At 63.3% G+C, this 20,540-nt stretch carries 12 protein-coding genes and 1 pseudogene; 4 read left to right on the forward strand and 9 right to left on the reverse strand.

All coding sequences use genetic code 11. The annotated features are described in order from the left end of the window. Positions 1-9: 9 nt before the first annotated feature. Complete coding sequence (locus NKJ77_RS17185; protein ID WP_023702292.1) at positions 10-363, forward strand: hypothetical protein; 354 nt, start codon at positions 10-12, stop codon at positions 361-363. Positions 364-370: 7 nt separating this feature from the next. Here the strand turns inward: NKJ77_RS17185 and NKJ77_RS17190 are convergent, their stop codons facing one another. Then, positions 371-1,057, reverse strand: coding sequence for a D-lyxose/D-mannose family sugar isomerase (locus NKJ77_RS17190; protein WP_023694398.1), 687 nt, complete (start codon positions 1,055-1,057; stop codon positions 371-373). 150 nt (positions 1,058-1,207) lie between these two features. On the opposite strand from NKJ77_RS17190, the gene NKJ77_RS17195 reads away from it, so the two are divergent. The 3 genes and pseudogenes from NKJ77_RS17195 to NKJ77_RS17205 all read left to right on the forward strand — a co-directional run bounded on the left by NKJ77_RS17195 (position 1,208) and on the right by NKJ77_RS17205 (position 2,929). Further along, positions 1,208-2,266, forward strand: a complete 1,059-nt coding sequence (locus NKJ77_RS17195) for a D-TA family PLP-dependent enzyme (RefSeq protein ID WP_023831558.1) — start codon at positions 1,208-1,210, stop codon at positions 2,264-2,266. A gap of 69 nt (positions 2,267-2,335) precedes the next feature. Beyond that, positions 2,336-2,640: pseudogene (locus NKJ77_RS17200) on the forward strand (type II toxin-antitoxin system RelE/ParE family toxin). Beyond that, positions 2,633-2,929: an addiction module antidote protein gene (locus tag NKJ77_RS17205; protein WP_023672893.1), complete on the forward strand. Its 297-nt coding sequence runs from the start codon at positions 2,633-2,635 to the stop codon at positions 2,927-2,929. The pseudogene NKJ77_RS17200 and the gene NKJ77_RS17205 overlap by 8 nt, the downstream one beginning before the upstream one ends. Positions 2,930-2,976: 47 nt before the next feature. Here the strand turns inward: NKJ77_RS17205 and NKJ77_RS17210 are convergent, their stop codons facing one another. From NKJ77_RS17210 to hutG, 8 genes are all read right to left on the reverse strand, one after another. Continuing rightward, positions 2,977-4,608 (reverse strand): tetratricopeptide repeat-containing sulfotransferase family protein, encoded by a 1,632-nt coding sequence (locus NKJ77_RS17210; protein ID WP_352535506.1) that lies wholly within the window; start codon positions 4,606-4,608, stop codon positions 2,977-2,979. 35 nt (positions 4,609-4,643) lie between these two features. After that, positions 4,644-5,315: an outer membrane protein gene (locus tag NKJ77_RS17215; protein WP_023742739.1), complete on the reverse strand. Its 672-nt coding sequence runs from the start codon at positions 5,313-5,315 to the stop codon at positions 4,644-4,646. A 194-nt stretch (positions 5,316-5,509) separates the two neighbouring features. Then, positions 5,510-6,262, reverse strand: coding sequence for a heme ABC transporter permease (locus NKJ77_RS17220; protein ID WP_023682911.1), 753 nt, complete (start codon positions 6,260-6,262; stop codon positions 5,510-5,512). Positions 6,263-6,428: 166 nt separating this feature from the next. Continuing rightward, on the reverse strand, positions 6,429-8,201 hold the full coding sequence (locus tag NKJ77_RS17225) for a glucan ABC transporter ATP-binding protein/ permease (protein WP_023672897.1): 1,773 nt from the start codon (positions 8,199-8,201) through the stop codon (positions 6,429-6,431). Between the two features lie 344 nt (positions 8,202-8,545). Beyond that, on the reverse strand, positions 8,546-17,125 hold the full coding sequence (locus tag NKJ77_RS17230) for a glycoside hydrolase family 94 protein (RefSeq protein WP_352535507.1): 8,580 nt from the start codon (positions 17,123-17,125) through the stop codon (positions 8,546-8,548). A gap of 270 nt (positions 17,126-17,395) precedes the next feature. Then, positions 17,396-18,016, reverse strand: coding sequence for a HutD/Ves family protein (locus NKJ77_RS17235; protein ID WP_352535516.1), 621 nt, complete (start codon positions 18,014-18,016; stop codon positions 17,396-17,398). Between the two features lie 12 nt (positions 18,017-18,028). After that, entirely contained in the window at positions 18,029-19,699 is a 1,671-nt protein-coding gene (gene hutU, locus NKJ77_RS17240) for a urocanate hydratase (protein ID WP_023705777.1), read from the reverse strand. 28 nt (positions 19,700-19,727) lie between these two features. Further along, a complete protein-coding gene (gene hutG / locus NKJ77_RS17245) occupies positions 19,728-20,540 on the reverse strand; it encodes an N-formylglutamate deformylase (RefSeq protein ID WP_352535508.1) in 813 nt (270 codons plus the stop codon).

Here is a 20,540-nt window from a genome sequence, read left to right on the forward strand (position 1 = left end):
GAGTTCGGGATGCCGGCTCAAGTTAGCGAAGCGGAAAAAGCCAGAATAGAACGCGCCATTCAGGCGGCAGTCTCCGGATCCTGGAAGGAATTTGCAGAACTCACCGACGAACCGTTTCCAAACGATGCATCGATGAGGGAGCAATTCGGAGATACTTCTTCCCGACTTCAGCAAGCCGACGGAAATTGGGAAATGACCTCAGGCATAGGTATCGTGCCTGACGGCAGCGCGCGCCTGATCACAGTCTTGATCAAGGCGCCGCCCACCGTGGATATTGTCCTGACGCTGCACAGCACGAGCGATCGGGATGACAGCACGATCAGCATCTGGACGTTCTTTCAGCAGGTGAATTGGGGCGATTAGGCATCGCCTACCCCACCCACTTCTCATAGTCGGACACCAAAAGGTGCACCGGCGCGACATCCTCGTCGATGTTGGAGAAGCGGCCGATCGGTTCGCGGAAGACGTTGTCGGTGAGATCGTCATTGACGGTCGATACTTCGCCGATCAGCACATCCTTGCCCTCGGCCCAGAAGGCGTGCCAGACGCCGGGCAGCAGGGTCACGCTCTGGCCCGGGTCGAGCTTCAACAGCCCGCCTGCCGGCAGCCTGTGGATGGTGCCGTCGACCGGCACCGTCACTTCGGCCTTCGGATCGATGCCGCCGTCGCGATCATGCATGAACAGTTCCAGCACGAGCTTGCCGCCGCCGCGGTTGATGATGTCCTCGGCCTTGATGTTGTGGCGATGCATCGGCGACAGCTGATCCTTGCGCGAGATCATGATCTTCTCGGCATAAAGCATGCCCATGCCCTTCTTCATGTCGGCATAGACGCCGTTGCGAACGGTGAACAGGAACAGGCCGAGTTCGTCGAATTTTTCCTGGCCGTAATCGGTGATGTCCCAACCGAGCCGCGAGGTGAAAATGGCGGCGGAGTCGGCCTTGCGCGCCTTCATCTCTTCCGGGCTCCAGTAGGCGAAGGGCGGCATGATGTAGCCGAACGAGCGGATGAAGGCGTCTGCATCGCGGATGATGTCGTTGACGGTGGAGCGTTTCATGATCGTGATCCCTTCGCGTCGCGTTCCCTGGAGTTATCTGAAGCGCATAGCCGAACAGCGCTGCGGTGTCGACGCAAACTGCGTGCTGGCCCCATGACATCCGTGCGGATCGGGGCCATAAGTCAGCCAGATTTCCCAGGGTGATATTTCATGCAAGGCATAGACGACCTCGACACGCCGGCGATCCTCATCGACGCAGCCCGCGCCGAAGCCAACATCACACGAGCGCAGGCGCATGCCGACCGCCACGGGCTGAAACTCAGGCCGCACATCAAGACGCACAAGCTGCCTTATTGGGCGAAGAAGCAGGTGGCGGCAGGTGCGGTCGGCATCACCTGCCAGAAGATCGGCGAAGCCGAGGTGATGGCCGATGCCGGGCTGACCGATATTTTTCTGCCCTACAACATCCTTGGCCGCGCCAAGCTGGAGCGCCTCAAGGCGCTGCATGGCCGTGTGACACTGTCAGTGACGGCCGACAGCCGCGAAACGCTGGAAGGGCTCGCCGCCACCTTCACCGATGCAGAGCACCCCCTGCCCGTCCTGGTCGAATGCGACACCGGCATGGGCCGTTGTGGTGTGCAAAGCGCCGCCGAGGCGCTGGCACTGGCGAAGTTGATCGACCAAGCCAAGGGGCTCACCTTCGGCGGGCTGATGACCTACCCCGCGGCCGGCCGCGCCGCCGAGGCTGAATCCTGGCTGGCCGGCGCCAAACAAACGCTCGCGGCCTCGGGTCTCGCCTGTGACCGCATCTCCAGCGGCGGCACGCCTGACATGTGGCGCTCGGGCGAGGACAGCGCGGTGACCGAATACCGCCCCGGCACCTACATCTACCTCGACCGTTACCAGGTCGCCAAAGGCGTCGGCACGCTCGACGATTGTGCGCTGACGGTGCTCGCCACAGTGGTCAGCCATCCGACGCCGGCCCGCGCCATCCTCGACAGCGGCAGCAAGGCGCTGTCCAGCGACACGCTGGGGCTCGCCGATTTTGGCGAGCTGCTCGGCATGCCCGGCGCCCGCGTCACCAGCTTGAGCGAGGAACATGGCACGGTCACGCTTGGAAATGGTGCGAAGCTTCGCATTGGCGAGCGCGTGCGCGTGGTGCCTGATCATTGCTGCGTCGTGACCAACCTGTTCGACCAGGTGCATCTGATCGACGGTGACAAGGTGCTGGAAACGCTGAAGGTGGAAGCGCGTGGGCGGATGGGGTGAGGCTTTTCGTTTTGGAGGCTCGCCCTATTTCGACATTGACGAATTGTAATTTATAACTTACTAGTCACCATGGCAATCCTGAAGCAGACAGCCACCTTTCGGAGGTGGCACCAAAAGCTGAAAGACGGAAGAGCCAAGGCGGCAATTGCCGTTCGGCTGCAACGTTTGATTGTAGGAAATCCCGGCGACGGGCCCCAGTGGGTGAAGGCATCAGTGAATTGCGCATTCACTATGGGCCCGGCTATCGCGTTTATTTTCACAAGCGCGGTGAAACGGTCATCCTGCTCCTGTGCGGCGGGGATAAAAGTTCACAAGAAACCGACATACGGACAGCAAAGCGCCTGGCCGTAGAATGGAGTGACGACAATGGTTGAAAAAATCTATGATTTCGATCCCGCCGAAATGCTCGATTCCGATACGGCAATCGAGGCGTTTCTGGCAGAGGCAATGGAAACCGGAGACGCCAAATTCGTCGCGTCCGCCCTCGGTGTCGTTGCCCGCGCCAAGGGGATGAGCAACATTGCCAGAAAGACCGGCTTGGCTCGCGAGCATCTTTATACCTCGCTCAGCGAAAACGGTAATCCTACGCTGGAAACCACACTGGCGGTCATGAAAGCATTCGGCTTTCATTTGGCCCCAAAGCACGATGCAACTCAGGTCTAATCTACGCCAGCGCGCGTCGAGCGCGAGGTTGTTCGGGCCAACTGAAATCAGGACGGATAAACCGGACCCAGCGCCGCCTTCAGCGGATCCAGCGCGTCGCCATACAGCTTCCAGCGCTCGACCGAGGATGAATAGATCGGCTGGCGCACCTGCCAGCGGCTCGGCGTCCGCACGGTGCGCTCGGTCTCGTTGAAACGCAGGCAGGCATCGTCCCACTCAACGCCGAGGAATCCGATCAATCCACGGGCGCGATTTTCGAAATCGGCGACCGTTTCTTCGTAGGGCATGTCGTGGATATTCAGCGGGATGACCTTGGTCCAATGGCGCATCAGGCGGTCATACTGCCGGTAATACTGCCCAAGCTTGGTAAGACCGGCATTATAGCCGTGCGCCTCGGAAAAATTATGCATGAAACAGGACGCGCAATTGTCCATCGGGTCACGCCGGCAATGGATGATGCGGGCATTCGGCAAGATCAGGCTGATGAAGGCCAGCAGCTCGAAATTGTGCGGCATCTTGTCGACGACAAGCCGCACCGTGTTGTTGCGCTTTTTGAGATCGTCGAGATATTTCGATCCAAGCTCCTTGGCCTTGGCTGCAGTGAGCGCCGCCATGGCCTTGGTGAAAATGGCTGGGTCGAGCTTGTCGAACCCAAGTTCGCCGGCAAGTGAACGAATGGTCGACAACTCCCCGGCGCCATGGATATCGCGATGACTGGCGCATATCTGCTCGGTCAGCGTCGTTCCCGACCGTGGCATGCCGACGATGAAGACCGGGCGTCTGGATGGATTTCCCAAATTGGCTCGCGCCTCGAAGAAGCCGGCGTCGAAAGTGTCGATGAAGCTGTCGTAAAGCTGGGTGTGCCGGTCGATGTCGAAATCATTGCCGGAAATCGCCTTGGCCCTCGCGAAATGGCGGATGGCCGGGCTATACTCGCGCTGATCATTGAGCATCTTGCCGGCGGCGTGGTGCAGCACTACCCGCTCGCGATCGGTGGTTGTCGGCAATTCCAGGCGTTTCAGCACCAAAGGCAACGTCGGATCGTCCTTGACCGCCCGGCGCGCAAGCGCCATTCCAGCCAGCGCCTCGACATGGCCCGGGTCGATGGCAAGGGCCTTGCTGAAGCATTCGACCGCCTCGGCCGGCCGGCCAATGTCGGTGAGCAAATCGCCCATACCGGCAAGTGCCATCACCGACTGGCCGTCGATAGCCAGCGCCTGGCGATAGAACCCTTCGGCAATGTCGCCCTCGAGCTGGCTGCGGTAGGAGCGGCCGAGATTGCACAGCGCTTCGATGAGCCCTCCGTCGAGCTCGATCGCCTTTCTCAGATGTCTGCGCGCCTTGTCGACGTTGCCGGTGACATTGTAGGCATTGCCGAGATTGTTGCGGAAGATGGCGTTGTCCGGTTCGAGCTTGACCGCCCTTTCCATATAGGCAATGGCGGCGTCATGATGCTCGGCCTCGATGGCGAGCGTGCCCATCAGGTTCAGCGCCATGGCATTTTTGGGCTGCGTGCGAAGCACCGTCTGGTAGCAGAACTCGGCCTCGCGAAAACGCTTGCGCCGTTGCAGGTCGATGCCGCGCTGCAATGTCATTTCCGCCGGCTCACCGGCGGTCGGCAGCGAGGCTGGGATCATTGCCGGCAGGCCCAGGGGTTGCCGGCGTGGCAAGAGCGGCATCCGTCAAATCCCGGTCGCGGCCTGCGACGAACCAATCAGAACTTCAGGGTTACGCCAAGCTGGAGATTGTGGGAGTACAATTTGGCGTTCTCGTATGTGCCGCCGCCATCATTGTCGTCTAGATCCACGCTTGTCACGGCCTTAAAGCGGTAACCGAAATCGAGGTCGACATTCTGCGTTACCGCGTAGGTAACACCGGCGCCCACTTGGCCGGCGAAACCCCAGCCGCCAGGCCCGTATCCAAAGGCGTGGCCATCAAAGTGAGTATCGGCGGTAACATAGGCCGCGCCGACACCGCCGCCGACATAGAGTTTGGCATCACCAAAATGCGCAACATCGGCCCAGACGTTGGCGAGAAGATAGGTGGCCGACAGATTGCCGGAAGCCGGATAGTTGCCGACGCCCGTGTAGCTGTATTCGCTTGCCTTGTAGCGCGCGTAGGACAGTTCGCCTTCGACACGAAACACATCGTTGATGCGCCGACCGACAGCGCCGCCGATTACGAACCCGGTATCAAGATCGACTGAATAGCCAGTACCATTGTAGTCCGTTTTCACATGGTTCGGGAAACTGGCGCCGCCGAAGAGCGTGACGTACCAGAGATCCTCCGCCCTCGGAACGTCGACAATCGCGTCGGCGGCGTAGGCCGAACTCCAACCAAGCGCCAATGCAAATGTCGAGACGCCAGCCAACAAGCGCAGTTTCATCGCCGATTCCCTCGCTACAACTAGTGACTGGTATCACTCTTGCTTCGCGGCCGAGCTGTCAAGAAAGCAAACGAGATCAAGGAGCCAAGCGAAGTCGGGAACAATCTTTTGAGAATTCTTGTTGCTGCACCGCAACATAGCAGCACATGCTAATGTTTGGCGGCAGGCGTATGGCTTCGGTTTTGAAAATCGCGCTAGTCGGCCTGCCGTGCTGCCACCCTGCGCATGGCGATCACTCGCCGACGGCGGATCTCGGTGCGCATCGCCGTCAGGTGCAGCGCGAAGAACAGCACGGTGAAGCCGAGCGCCATCACCAGCAGCGGCCATAGCAGGCTGGGATCGATCGTCGGTCCGCCGAGCCGGAACACCGAGGCCGGCTGGTGCAGCGTGTTCCACCAGTCGACCGAGAATTTGATGATCGGGATGTTGATGAAGCCGACGAGCGTGATGATGGCGGCGGCCCAGGCGGCACGGCTGGCGTCGTCGAGCGCACGCGTCAGCGCGATGATGCCGAGATACATAAGAAAGAGGATGAAGACCGAGGTCAGACGCGCGTCCCAGACCCACCAGGTGCCCCACATCGGCTTGCCCCAGATGGAGCCGGTGACCAGCGCAAGCGCGGTGAAGGTGGCGCCGATCGGGGCTGCCGATTTCAGGGCGACATCGGCCAAGGGATGGCGCCAGACCAGCGTACCGAGCGCGGCGACCGCCATCACCGTGTAGCACATCATGGCGAGCCAGGCGAAAGGCACGTGGATATACATGATGCGCACCGTGATGCCTTGCTGGAAATCCTCAGGCGCGGCAAAGCTCATATAGAGACCGATGGCGAGCAGGATCGCGGCGATCGACGCCAGCCACGGCACCAGCCTGTCGGCCAGCCCGACAAAGCGCGTCGGGTTGGCGAGGTCGGTCCAGCCGGCGAGGCGTGAGGAGGTGTCGCTCATAAGGTCTAGATAGACCGGCGGCGCGTTCGGGGCAATCGAGCGGTTGTCGCAGTGCTTACCCTCCCCCTTGTGGGGAGGGTCGCTGCAAAGCAGCGGGGTGGGGTGGCGGGCACTACCCCACCCGGACCTTCGGTCCGACCTCCCCACAAGGGGGAGGTAAAAAAGCTTACGCAGCTTCGATATTCACCGTGCGGCTGAGACGGCGGACTTCCTCGTCGTTGAGCAGGCCGCCGGCGCGCAGCAGGCTGGCGAAACGGCCATTGCGCAGCGACAGTTCGGCGAAGCCGCCCATCTCGACCACCTTGCCCTTGTCCATGAACACGACCAGGTCGGCGTCGCGGACGGTGGTCAGGCGGTGGGCGATGATGAAGGTGGTGCGGTTGCGCCTCAGTTCGTCGATGGCTTCCTTGACGCGGTCCTCGGTCTCGACATCGAGCGCGCTCGTTGCCTCGTCGAGCACCAGGATCGGTGCGTCCTTGAGCACGGCGCGGGCAATGGCGATGCGCTGACGCTCGCCGCCCGAAAGCTGGCCGCCGCGCTCGCCAACGACGGTGTCGTAACCGGCGCTCTTGGCAAGGATGAAATCCTGCGCGGCAGCCGCGTTGGCGGCGGCGTGAACCTCGTCATAAGTCGCCTCGGCACGACCGACGCGGATGTTGTCCTCGATCGAGCGGTTGAGCAGGCCGGCATCCTGGAAGACGGTGGCGATCGAATGACGCAGCGACTTGCGGGTCACCGTGCGGGTGTCGATGCCGTCGATCAGGATACGGCCATGAGACGGCGAGAAGACGCGCTGCAAGAGGTTGATCAGCGTCGTCTTGCCGGCGCCGGTCGGGCCGACGATGGCAACCGTCTGCCCGGCCTGGACCTCGAAGGAGACGTCGTCGACGCCCTGCCGCGAATTGGCAAACTCGAAGCCGACATTCTCGAAGCGGACATGGCCGGTGACGTTGGTGAGGTCGCGCAAGCCGTCCGGCTCGGCGGAGTCGGCGGCCGAATCCTCGAGGTGATAGAAGTCCTCGAGCTTGGCGCGGGCTTCGGAAATCTGGTTGGCGAAAGCCGACATCTGGTCGAGGCGGGCAATCAGCAGCGTGGCAAAGCCGGTGAAGGCGATGACGTCGCCGATCTTGAGCTGGCCATGGGTGACCAGATAGGCGCCGATCAAAAGCACAACCATCATCGAAATGGTCGACGACAGGCGGTGCAGCGCATTGGCCATCGCCCACCAGTCGAGCACCGGGTTCTGCGCGTCGAGCAGGTTCTTGACATAGCGGCGCAGCGTATCGGCCTCGTGGCCGAGACGGTTGTAGCTCTGCAGCACGGCGACATTGCTGACCGAGTCGGTCACATGCGCGAACACCTGATGGTAGTGGCGCTCGACCGCGGCCTGGCCCGCCTTGGTGCGCTTCATCACAAGCCGGCCGATGCCGACATAGAGAACGCCCAGCGCCATCAGCACCAGCGACATGCGCAGATCCATGCTTATCGCGGTCGGAATCAGCAGAGCCAGCGCAACCGCCGTCGACAGATGCTGGCGCATGAATTCAAGCCACAGGCTGAACAGCGTCTCGACGGCGCGCAGCAGCGTGTGCAGCGCGTTGGAGGTGCCGCGCTGGTGGTGCCAGGCGAGCGGCATGGTGATCACGCGCTCGAACGACTGGCACAGCACCTCGCTGCGCCGCTTGTGGGCAAAACGGTCGGCGCCGCGCGCCACCAGCACGAAGGCGACGATGTTAAAGGCGCCGAGACCGGCCCACAGCGCCAGCGTCGAAAACACCGAACCCTTATCGGAGATGGCGTCGATTACCCGGCCGAACATGATCGGCTCGAGGATGGCGATAATGGCGAGCGCGACATTCGCACCGCAGATAAACGCAACGCGCTTCCTGTCGGCTGCGAGATAACCCAGCGCTCTCCAGTAGATTTGCAGAAGTGACACTTCAGCTACTCCGCCCAAAACATTATTGTGCACCGCACCATTTCTTGACACGTACCGGTTAACGGGTCGCAAAACAATGCCCGTCTACCTCTTCCGTTCCCATTCTGCGAACAAAAGATGACGACGTTGCGAAATCTGCCGTGATCACCTAACGGTTTGAGATAAAAGGTGAAATGTCAGTCTTGCGGCAAAATCATGGCAGCATCTGGCGCTGCCACATTTTTAGTCACTGCACGCTTGGCCCGCCGGTATCCGGGAAGGTACGCCGTACTGCGCCACGAGCATGCCCAAGTAGAAAACGCGCGCCTCGAAAGGCGCGCGTCAACAATCTGAAGCCCTTGATTTTACGCGGGTATCTTGACGACCACCTCGGTCTTGTCGCCGGCCTTCGGCTGAAAACCGGAAGACTTTGTCTTGGTTCCATTGACTTCGAGCGAGATGGATTTGGCCTTTTTGTCGCGGATGACGCGAACCTTGACCTCCGCCCCCAGCATCTTCAGCGTTGCAGAATAGCCGTCCCAATGGCTGGGCAGTTTCGGCCGGAACGTGATCTGCTTGCCCCGCCGCTCAATGCCCAGAATGCCTTCGACCGCAGCACGGTAGAGCCATCCCGCTGAGCCCGTATACCAGGTCCAGCCGCCGCGACCGCCCTTGTCCTCACCGGAATAGATGTCGGCGGCGACGACGTACGGCTCGACGCGATAATGCTCGGCCGATGCATCGTCGAGCGCATGGTTGACCGGGTTCAGCATCGAGAAGCAGCGATAGGCATCGTCGGTGCGGCCCATTTCGGCGAGCGCGATCACGAACCAGGTCGCCGCATGGGTGTACTGGCCGCCGTTCTCGCGCACGCCCGGCGGATAACTCTTGATGTAACCAGGGTCCTTTCTCGTGTTCTGGAAGGCCGGGGTAAACAGTTTGACGATCTTGAGCTTGTCGTCGACCAGCAGGTTCGTCGCCTGCTGCATCGCCGTGGTCGAGCGCGCGGGGTCGCCCTCGCCGGAGAGCACGCTCCACGACTGCGCGATGGAGTCGATCTTGCACTCGTCCGAATTGTGCGAGCCAAGCGGCGTGCCGTCATCGTAGCTGCCGCGGCGATACCACTGGCCGTCCCAGGCGGTGCTTTCCAGCGCCCGCTTCAGCACATCGGCGTGTTTTGTCCAGGCCTGCGCCCGCTTGGTGTCGCCCTGCCCCTTGGCCACGGTGGTAAAGTCGCCCAGCGTCTTCAAAAGGAACCAGCCGAGCCAGACACTCTCCCCCTTGCCGGCTTCGCCGACGCGGTTCATGCCGTCGTTCCAGTCGCCGCCGAGGATCAGCGGCAGCCCGGCCGGGCTGCTGCGCTTGACCGCAAGGTCGAGCGCGCGCGCGCAATGGTCGTAGAGCGAAGCGTTCGTCTTGGAGATTTCCGGCGTGAAGAAGGCGTCGTGCTCGCCCTCGCCCAGCACCTGCCCGTCGATGAAAGGCAGCTGCTCCTTCAGGATCCCTGTATCGCCGGTCACCTCGATGTAGCGATTGGTGGCATGCGCCAGCCAGACCACATCGTCGGAGATCATGGTGCGCACGCCGGCGTCGGTGCGCGGCAACCACCAATGCTGGACATCGCCTTCGGGGAACTGCCGGCGCGCCGCATTGAGGATCTGGTCGCGCGCCAGTTTCGGATCATGCGCAAGCAGGGCCAGCGTGTCCTGCAGCTGGTCGCGGAAGCCGAAGGCGCCGCTTGCCTGATAAAAGGCCGAGCGGGCGCGGATGCGGCAGGCCAGGCTCTGATAGGGCAGCCAGTGATTGACCATGGCGTCGAGCGCCTTGTCGGGCGTCTCGACCTGGATGGTGTCGAGGAAGCCGCGCCAGACGCGTTCATTGTCGGCCAGCCGCTGGTCGAAATCCTTGCCCGAATGGGTCTGCACCAACGCGCTCGCCTCGGCTGATGTGGCGGCGTCGCCAAGCAGCCAGACCAGCGTGACGTCGCCGCCGGCGGGGATGTCGATGTCGCTGGCGACAGCTGCGCACGGATCGTCGCCGGCCTCGACGCGGCCCGACAGGCCGGCGCCGCTGACGACGGCGTGCGGGAAGGCGCTGGTGCCATGCCTGCCGATGAACTCGCCGCGATCGGCTGTCACCGAATGCACCGGACCAGTGGCGGCCAGGAAGGCCACCCGGTCGCCGAAATCGAGACCGTAGGGGTTTTGCGCCAGAAGCGCGCCAGTCGCTGGATCCCTGGACGGGATGATGGTCGCAGCCGTGCTCGAGCGATGGCTGCCGAGGACCCATTCGGCATAGGCATAGACGCGCAGCCGCGCCGGCGCCGAGCCTGAGTTCTGGATGCGCAGCCGCGTGATCTTCACTGGATCGACGGGATCGACGACGTGCGTCAGATCCATCGACAGCGGGCCGCGTTTGGACCGGAAGGTGGAGAAGCCCTGGCCGTGCCATGTCTCATAGGTCATCGAGGGATCGCGGACCACGGCAGCCAGCGGCGAGAATGCCTTGCCGCTGGCCTGATCGTAGATGTAGATGCCCTCGCCCGGCCGGTTGGTGACCGGATCGTTCGACCATGGCGTCAGCTGGTAATCGCGGCTGTTGCGGCTCCAGGTGAAGGCAGCGCCTTCGGCCGAGACATGGAATCCGAACGAGGCGTTCGAGACGACGTTGATCCAGGGCTGCGGCGTCGAGCGCCGCCCGGCAAGGCGGGTGACATAGTGGCGGCCGTCGCCCTCGAAACCGCCAAAGCCGTTCCATTGGCTGAGGCCGCTGCCGTCGGCGCTGCTGTCGGACGCGGCATGGTATGCAGGCGCCGCCGGCACCGGCAGAGACGGCTCGCGCAGCGACGCGGGGGCCACCGGCTGCAGGGCATCGCGTGCTTGCAAGGCTGCCGCCTCGGCGCGTTCGATCTGGTCGAAGATGGTGCCGTTGCGCGTGTGCAGAACCACGCGGGCAACCGCCAGCAGCGTCTTGTACGTCGCCTCGTCCATCAGGTCGCGGCGCACGGCGAAGATGTGCTGGCGCGGCCCGAGTTCCTTGCCGCGCAGGCGGCTGTTTTCGCACAGCGTCTCGACCGCGCGCTGCAGGTCCTGGACATAGGACGATGCCTGCTCGTTGACGACCACGAAGTCGATCATCATGCCGCGGGCGCGCATATACTCCTGGAAGCGCAGCGCCTGGGCGACAATTTCGAGGTCGGCCACGTCGCCGATGCGGACCAGGAAGATCGGGAAATCGCCCGAAATGCTGGTCGGCCACAGGCTGGACTGCTTGCCCAGCCCCGAAGCGATGGATTCGCCGGGAAGGCGCAGGAACGGATCGGGATAGATCAGGAAGCGCGCCAGCTTCTGCACGTTGGCGGCGTCGGTCAGGCTGAGACCAAGATGGCGGGTCTGCACCTGCGAACGCGTCCAGGCAAGCATCGCCTGGCGAGCAAAACTTTCGGGATGGTCGAGCCTGGCGATGGCCTCGTCCAGTTCGGCGCGGTTGGCGCCGACGGCGGTCCAGAAGGTCAGCGATATCTTCTTGTTGGCCGGCACCCGCACCTGGCGGCGCAGGGCCGCTACCGGATCGAGGGTGAAGCCGTGGTGACCGCCAAGCTTGGCGCCGGGATCGAAGGCCGCCGCTTCCGCGATGGTACGGCCACGGCCGATGAAGGCACGGCGGTCGGTTTCGGCCTCGGCATCGCGCGCCGACCCGGACGGATCGGTGACGAAATGCACCATGGTGACGTCAGGCTCGTTCTTGTCGCGCTTGCGCCTGGTGGCAAAGATGGCGCCGTTATTGGCAGCGATCTCGGTCTCGATAAACATTTTCGAGAACGCAGGATGGGCATTGTCGGAGGCTTCGTTGCCCAGCACCAGCTCGGCAAAGGAGGTCACCTCGATATGCCGGTCAGTGGCGCCGTCGTTGTAGAGCGTGACGCGCCGTCCCTCGCCATTGCCTTCCGAGATGACGATGCATTCGACCTCCGAACGCAGCGAGCCCACTGTTTTGACGAAGCTCGCCTTGTCGTCGGAAAACAGCGTTTGCACTCTCTCGCCGGTCGCCTGCTTCGGCTCTGCGGTGGCCGACCACCAGTCGCCGCTGCCGGCGTCGCGCAGGAAGATGTAGGAGCCGAGCCGGTCTTCGGTCGGGTCGGGCTGCCAACGGGTGACGGCGAGTTCGCCCCAGCGGCTGTAACCGGAACCGGTGGCCGAGACCATGACGGAGTAGCGGCCATTGGACATGACGCTGGTGGCGCGCAACGCCCTCAGCGGGTCGAGGATAATGCGCGAGTCCGGGCTCTCGACCTCGGTCTCGTCCTTCGAACGCTCGTCGGCTTCGGTCCTGACCGTGGCGGTCGGGATGTCGCGCGGCGCCCTCTCCTGCAGCAGGAGTTCGGCAGACTCGATCACCGGATCGCTATGGAAGCGGTCGCGCAGCCGGCCCTCGAAGATGGCGTCGGCAACGGCGGCGATCGACATGCCGGAGTGATGCGCCATGTAGTTCAGGACAACGGCATGGTCGGTGCCTTCCGGCACGCGCTGCGGCGTGAAGTCGACGGCGTCGTAAAAGCCATGCCGGCCGAGAGCGCCGATGGAGCGCAGCCTGGCCAGATTCTGGACGGATTCGCGCGGTGTGAACTGCGCCGCGAGGATCGTGGCGTAAGGCGCGATCACCGTGTTCTGGCCAAGGCCACGCTTGAGGCCAAGTCCGGGCACGCCGAAATTGGTATACTGGTAGGTCAGTTCGCGGTCGCGGGCATTGTAGGCCGCTTCCGAAATGCCCCAGGGCACGTTCTTCGAACGCGCGTACTGGATCTGGCGCTTGATGATCAGCTTGCTGGTCTGGTTGAGGATCGACCCCTGCGGCTCCTTCATTACCAAAGGCGGCATCAGATACTCGAACATCGAGCCCGACCAGGACATCAGCGCACCCTGGAAGCCGATCTCGACGATCGGCCTTCCAAGCCGGAACCAATGCTCCGTCGGCAGGTCACCCTTGGCGATGGCGAACAGGCTGGTCAGCCGCGCCTCGGAGGCGAGCAGATCGTAGCAGCTCTCGTCGAGCTGGTGCTCCTCGACCCGGTAGCCGATCGAGAGCAGTTTGCGCTCCTGACGCATCAGGAAAGAGAAATCCATCTCGAAGGCATAGCGGCGGCAGCGTTCGCGCAGCGCCAGCAGCTTGGCGCGCAAGGCTTCGACGGCGTTTTCGTCGCTGTGCGAGTCATGCACATGCGCCTCGCAGGTCGCTTCCAGCCGGGCCGCCCAGTCGGCGATAATGTCGCTCCGCTGCGATCCGGCCTCGGTGTGGATGGCGGTGGCGAGCTTGCGGATCTCGCCGGCAAGCACGGCCAGGTTGATCGTGCGGATCGAGGCCATCTCCGGCTGCGCCTTGATGGTCATGACGGCGCGCCGCATGCCATCGAGGCGATCGGCCAGACGCTGGCGCAACGGCCGCAGTTGCCGGCGGTCGTCAGGCAATTCCTCGAGGCTCTCGTCGAGGATACTCACCGTGTCGAGGACGCCTTCGAAATCGCCCTGCAGGTGAACGGACGGGGCTTCCGCCCATTCGGCGCAGGCAGCCGCCACCGCGACCAGATGTCCGGCGAGATTGCCGCTGTCGACGGCGGAGATGTAGAGCGGATAGAGCGGTTTGAGCGTCGTGGTGTCGTACCAGTTGAAGAGGTGGCCACGGTTGCGCGGCATGCTCTCGATGGTCGTCATCGTGGCGTCGATCCGGGTGATGGCGTCGGAGAGCGCAATCCAGCCGAAATCGCGTGCCGACACCACCGACAGCAGGTAGACGCCGATATTGGTCGGCGACGTCCGCGGCGCTACAACGGGCGCCGGGCTTTCCTGGAAATTGTCGGGCGGCAGATTGTGGTGCTCGGCCGTGACGAAGGTTTCGAAATAATGCCAGGTGCGGCGCGCCACGGTGCGCAGCGCGTGGATGTCGGCCTGCGATATGCGCAGGCGGTCCTCGGTCTCGGCCGAGCGGCTGATCCAGCAGGCAACCGCCGGCGAACCGATCCAGAACAGAGCGAAGAAGAAGGCGACGAAGGCACCGGTGGAATCGGCCAGCACGGGGATAGCGAGACCGACGACGCCGATGATCACGGCGCCATACATCATGCTGTAATAGGAGCCGATATCGTTGTCGCCGCCCTTGTGCGCCTGCGACGCGGTGCGCCATTCCAGCAGGTTCTGGCGGCTGACGAACAGGCGGTAGAGCGTGCGCACGATGGCGTCGCCCATCATCCAGGCATTGTGCGCCATCAACAGCACTTTCAGCGCCACAAGGGCCGTGCCGAAGACGGTGTCGTGCGCCAGCGCGGAGAAATGGCCGCGCGGCGTCTGGTCGCCGCTCTTGGGCAGGATGGCGTTGACGACATCGAAGGTCGGCGCCATGAACAGCGACAGGATCAGCAGCGCCTGCCACTGCGCGGCCTGCGTGAAGGGCAGCAGCGTCCAGCCGGCGATCGCCGCCATCACCCAGAAGATCGGGGTCAGCGAGCGGCGCAGATTGTCGACCATCTTCCAGCGCGACAGCGCCGGCACGCCGGAACGCGGCGAGAAGATGAAGCGCAGCAGCTGCCAGTCGCCGCGCGCCCAGCGGTGGTGGCGCGAGGCGTCGACCGAGTAGCGGGTAGGATAGTCCTCGACCAGTTCGACGTCGGTGACAAGTGCTGCGCGCGCCAGCGCACCTTCGAGCAGATCGTGGCTGAGGACGGTGTTTTCCTCGATGCGGCCCTGCAGCGCCGCCTCGAAAGCGTCGACGTGATAAAGGCCCTTGCCGGTGAAGGAGCCGTCGCTGAAGACGTCCTGGTAGAGATCCGAGACGGCAAAGACGTAAGGATCGAGACCGCTGTTGGACGAGAAGACGCGCTGGAAGAAAGAAGCGTCGTCGCCGCTGGTGAGCGAGGCTGTGATGCGCGGCTGCAGAATGGTGTAGCCGGCGGTAACGACGCGCTTTGTCGCGTCGAAATGCGGGCGGTTGAGCGGATGGGCGAGCTTGCCGACCAGTGACGACACGGCGTCGCGCGTGGTGCGCGTGTCGGCGTCGAGCGTCATGACATAGACGACCTTTTCCGGCAGCGGCACGTCGAGCGGCAGGAAGGTGGTGTCGCTGTCGCCGCGCAAGAGAAGGTTCAGCTCATGCAGCTTGCCGCGCTTGCGCTCCCAGCCCATCCAGGCGCCCTGCGCCTGGTTGTAGAGCCGGCGGCGATGCAGGATATAGAAACGCGGCGCGCCTTCCGAGGGATAACGGGCATTGAGCCTGGCGATCTCGTCGCGCGCATATTGCAGGATCTCGATGTCGGCGGCGTCGATCTCGGTCTTGGAATCCGGCCAGTCGGACAGCAGCGCGAAATGGATTTCTTCGGCCGTGTTGGCGAGGTGATGCACCTCGATGTTGCGGATGTTTTCCTCGACATCATCGCGCGAGCCGATCAGCGACGGCACCACGACCAAGGTGCGTGATGCCGCCGGAATGCCGTGCTTGTAATCATAGCCGACGAGCCGCGTCGGCTTCAGGAACAGTGAAACAACGGTGTTGAAGAAGGCGAGCGCGCCTTCGCTGGCAGGCACCGCAAACAGCGCCAGCATCAGCGTGATGGATTCCACCGACAGGCCGAGATGGGCAAGCGCATTGCCGGCGACAACCAGCAGCAGCACCGTCAGCAGGAAGACCGGCACAACGATGCCGAGCCAGCCCGTGGCGGTGAAGGCGCGCTTGAAGGTCACATGGAAGGGCGGCCGATAGCCGATCGCCTTTTCCAGATCCGGCCGGCGCGGGCCGACCAGGAAGAAGCCGACATCGGTATGCATGGCCGGATCGGCTGATGCATCCGGCACGCCGGAGGCATCGGTGACCCCGGGAACATGGCTGGCCAGCTCGATGGCCTTTTCGGCGACACGGAATTCGGACAGGTCGGAACGGCGCGCCAGTTGCTCGATCGACGTGCGGTACTGGTCGCGCGAAAAGAAATCGAGCGCGGCGAAATCGGTGCGCTCGCGCAACAGCGTGTCGATGCGGCTGACGCCCTCGAACCACACCGTCCAGTCGACGTCGTTGATGAGGCGCAGGCCGCGGATGATGTTGCCGGTGGTGACATTGCCGCTGGACAGCGTGCGATGCTCGGAAATGATGATTTCCTCGGCGTCGGAGCCGGTTTTCTCGAGCTCGACCTCCAGCCATTCCAGCGCCCTGCCGGCATTCTGCGAGCCGTCGCGCAGGCGGTAGAGCAACTGGGTGGCGAAGGTGGTGTCCTGCGCATGCGCGCCGTAGCCCGACAGGATCTTCCGGCGGTCTGCATTGTCGTCGGTCGCCAGCACGCGGTCGGCGACCTCGTTGGCGATATGGCGCATCTGCCTGGTGCGGTCGACGCGCACGGCGATGCGGCGCAGATTCTCGATCAAAACGAAGCGCAGCAGCGACGGCAGCGCCCAGAGCTCGCCGATCTTGAGCGGCTCGACCGACTGAAAACCCTCGACGATGGATTTGAACATGGTCGCCGAAACCGAACTGTCGGAATGGGCGACATAGCTCCAGGCCAGCGCCAGCGCGCGCGGCACCGCGGCGCGATCGGCCACTTCCAGGGTCGGCAACTGCCGGTAGAAACGGCGCGGCAGGTCGCGCTTGACCTGAAAAATGGTCTCCTCGACGAGATAATTGTTGTCGAGCAGCCATTGCGCGGCAGGCGTGATGGTTTCGCCCTTGGCCTGGGCGGCATTGGTCGAGCGGTAGACTTCGAGGATTTTCTTGGCGCTGTCGCGGATGCGGGCCTGGAAATCGAACGGCGTCAGGCCGAACAGGTCCTTGATGTCGCCCTTGGCAAGGCTTTCGCCCAGCGCGCGCAGCCGCTCTTCGGGCAGGAAATTGGAGCGTATCGGCTCTTCGGTGATGACCGGGAAGCCGGCGCTGGACTTTTCGATATGGGCAGGATTTGTCTGGATATTCATTGAAAATTCCGCATGGGGGACGCGATGCGGCGCCACCGCCACGGCAATGTCCCTAAAACCGATTCAAATGCAATTGGTTGCATGATTACACTGGCCGAAAGTTTTGCTTCGCACCACGCCAGAGGCGTTATCCCTTCGACATTTTAAGTGGGGCTTTCGACAACTTAAGGACGAGCACCCCTGCCCTCCCGTCCGCCTTGGAACGACGGAAGGATTCGGGCTTTTTCGTGATCCAGACAACAGCTTACGCCAGATTTCTCCGGCGTGCGATCATGTTTGGCAACAGGCGTTAATCGTTGTGCTGGCGGTGCGGCTGCCCAGCCTGGCTATCCGGATGACGAACACGGTCGTCGGCCGCACCGGTTCAAGCCGCAGTTTCGCGGCCTGCGGTCCGAGCAACAGCGTGTCGCGAGGTCCAAGGCGCGACGATGTCGCGCCGGTCACGCCGACCTCACCGTCGAACGGCAGGATCAGGGTCATAGCGCTGGTCGGCCGGATATCGGTCGGAACCGAAACTATCAGACGCTGGACCGAGTGCGTTGCCCGCCCGCGGCGGGTCATGACGTTGAGGTCGGTGATCGGACCGGAGATCAGCGCGGCCGTGGTCGGCACATCGGCCGGGAAGGACAGCGGGGCGGAAGCCGCCGTCACTTCGGCCGGCCGCCGGCCAGCAATGTCGAGGACGATGCCCTCGCCTTCCAGCACGGCCAGCGTGCGGTCGACGCCGGCAAAGCCCGAGAACGGCCCGCTATCCTCGACTCGCGCCATCGAAACGCGCCAGTCGAAATCGTCCAGCCCGGCGCCGTCCGGCGAGACGGCGATCTCGGTGGTCGTGCCGCCGCCATTCTTCCACGGCATGACCCGGTAGTCGGCGGCCCATAGGATGCGCATCATTTAAGCCAATCAGCCTAGAATACCGGGCAGATTGAGCTGGTGCTCCTTCGCGCACTCGATGGCGATGTCGTAGCCGGCATCGGCGTGGCGCATGACGCCTGTCGCCGGATCGTTCCACAACACGCGCTGCAGGCGCCTTGCGGCGTCCGGCGTGCCGTCGGCGACGATGACCATGCCGGCATGCTGCGAGAAGCCCATGCCGACGCCACCGCCATGATGCAGCGACACCCAGGTTGCGCCCGACGCGGTGTTGAGCAACGCATTGAGCAGCGGCCAGTCGGAGACGGCGTCGGAGCCGTCCTTCATCGCTTCCGTCTCGCGGTTGGGCGAAGCCACTGAGCCGGAATCGAGGTGGTCGCGGCCGATGACGACGGGCGCCTTGAGTTCGCCCCTGGCCACCATCTCGTTGAAGGCGAGGCCCAGCCTGTGGCGGTCACCGAGGCCGACCCAGCAGATGCGCGCCGGCAGGCCCTGGAAGGCGATGCGCTCACGTGCCATGTCCAGCCAGTTGTGCAGATGGGTGTTGCCGGGGGTGAGTTCGCGCACCTTGGCGTCCGTCTTGTAGATATCCTCGGGATCGCCCGAAAGAGCAGCCCAGCGGAACGGGCCGATGCCACGGCAGAACAGCGGCCTTATATAGGCCGGCACGAAACCCGGGAAAGCAAAGGCGTTCTCGAAGCCTTCGTCCTTGGCGACCTGGCGGATGTTGTTGCCATAGTCGAGCGTCGGCACGCCGGCATTCCAGAACGCGACCATCGCCTCGACATGCTCGCGCATTGAGGCGCGGGCGGCCTTCTCGACAGCCTTGGGATCGGAGACGCGCTTCTCGCGCCACTCAGCCATCGTCCAGCCCTTGGGCAGATAGCCGTTGATCGGGTCATGCGCCGAGGTCTGGTCGGTGACCATGTCGGGGCGGATGCCCCGCTTGAACATTTCCGGCACGATGTCGGCCGCATTGCCGAGCAGGCCGACCGACTTCGCCTCGCCGGCCTTGGTCCAGCGCTCGATCATTTCCATCGCTTCGTCGAGCGTCTCGGCCTTCTCGTCGACATAGCGGGTGCGCAGCCGGAAATCGATCGAGTCCGGATTGCATTCGATGGCGAGGCAGCAGGCGCCGGCCATGACGGCGGCAAGCGGCTGGGCGCCGCCCATGCCGCCGAGGCCGCCGGTCAGGATCCATTTGCCCGTAAGGTTGCCATTGTAGTGCTGGCGGCCGGCCTCGACGAAGGTCTCGTAGGTGCCCTGCACGATGCCTTGCGTGCCGATATAGATCCAGGAGCCGGCCGTCATCTGGCCGTACATCATCAGGCCTTTTTTATCGAGCTCGTTGAATTTATCCCAAGTCGCCCAATGCGGCACGATGTTGGAGTTGGCGATCAGCACGCGCGGCGCATCGGTGTGCGTCCGGAAGACGCCGACCGGCTTGCCGGACTGGACCAGCAGCGTCTCGTCTTCATTGAGGGTCTTCAACGAGGCGACGATGCTGTCGAAATCGTTCCAGGTGCGCGCGGCCCGGCCGATGCCGCCATAGACGACGAGCTCATTGGGGTTTTCGGCGACATCGGGATCGAGGTTGTTCATCAGCATGCGCAGCGGCGCTTCGGTCGTCCAGTATTTGGCGTTGAGCTTGTCGCCGCGGGGCGCGCGCACTTCGCGGATGTTGTGGCGAGGATTGTTCATCATTGTCCCTTTGGAGTAAGGCGGCGTCTCAGCGCCCGGCCCAGTCAATGGCGGATTGGAGGATTTTCGTCAGTGTGGCGCGCATCGGCGCGGCGAACTCGGCATCATAAGGCACCGGCCAATTGTCCGGTTCGCCCTTGCCCTCGGGCTCGCGCAAATAGCCGCGATCGGCAAGTTCCATCTGCAGCGCATGGTAGCCGCCTTGCGGATTGCCGAAATAGCGGGTGATCCAGCCGCCCTTGAAACGGCCGTTGATGACATTGCTTTCACCGCTCTCGGCCATGATCTGGCCAACCAGCGCCTGCAGCGTAGGATCCGCGGTCTGGCCGTCATTGGTGCCGAGATTGAACACCGGCAGCGTGCCATAGAACAGCCGCGGCAGCACCGAACGGATCGAGTGGCAATCGTAAATGACGACCTTCTCATGCAGGCCGCGCAGCCTGACGGCCTGGGCCGCCAGCATTTCATGGTAGGGCACGAAATACGCTATGCGGCGCTGGTCTATCTCCGACGGCGTCGGTTCCGCGCCGGGCAGATACAGCGGATCGCCGTCGAAGGTCTCGGTCGGGCATAGCGTCGTTGTCGTCTGCCCGGGATAGAGCGAGGCGCCGGAGGGATCGCGGTTGACGTCGATGACGGTGCGCGAGATCGACGTGTGCACGACAGTCGCGCCAAGGCCGGCGGCAAAATCGTAGAGATTGTCGATCCACCAGTCGCAATCGCGGCGGCCGAGCCAGGGCGAGACCAGCCGATTGTCGATGCCGGCGAGATCGATACCCGTGTGCGGGATGGACACCAACAGGGGTGCCGTGCCTTCCGTCACTGTCAGCCAGTCGGCCAT

Source organism: Mesorhizobium sp. M0052 (genome assembly GCF_040323255.1).
Lineage (GTDB): Bacteria > Pseudomonadota > Alphaproteobacteria > Rhizobiales > Rhizobiaceae > Mesorhizobium.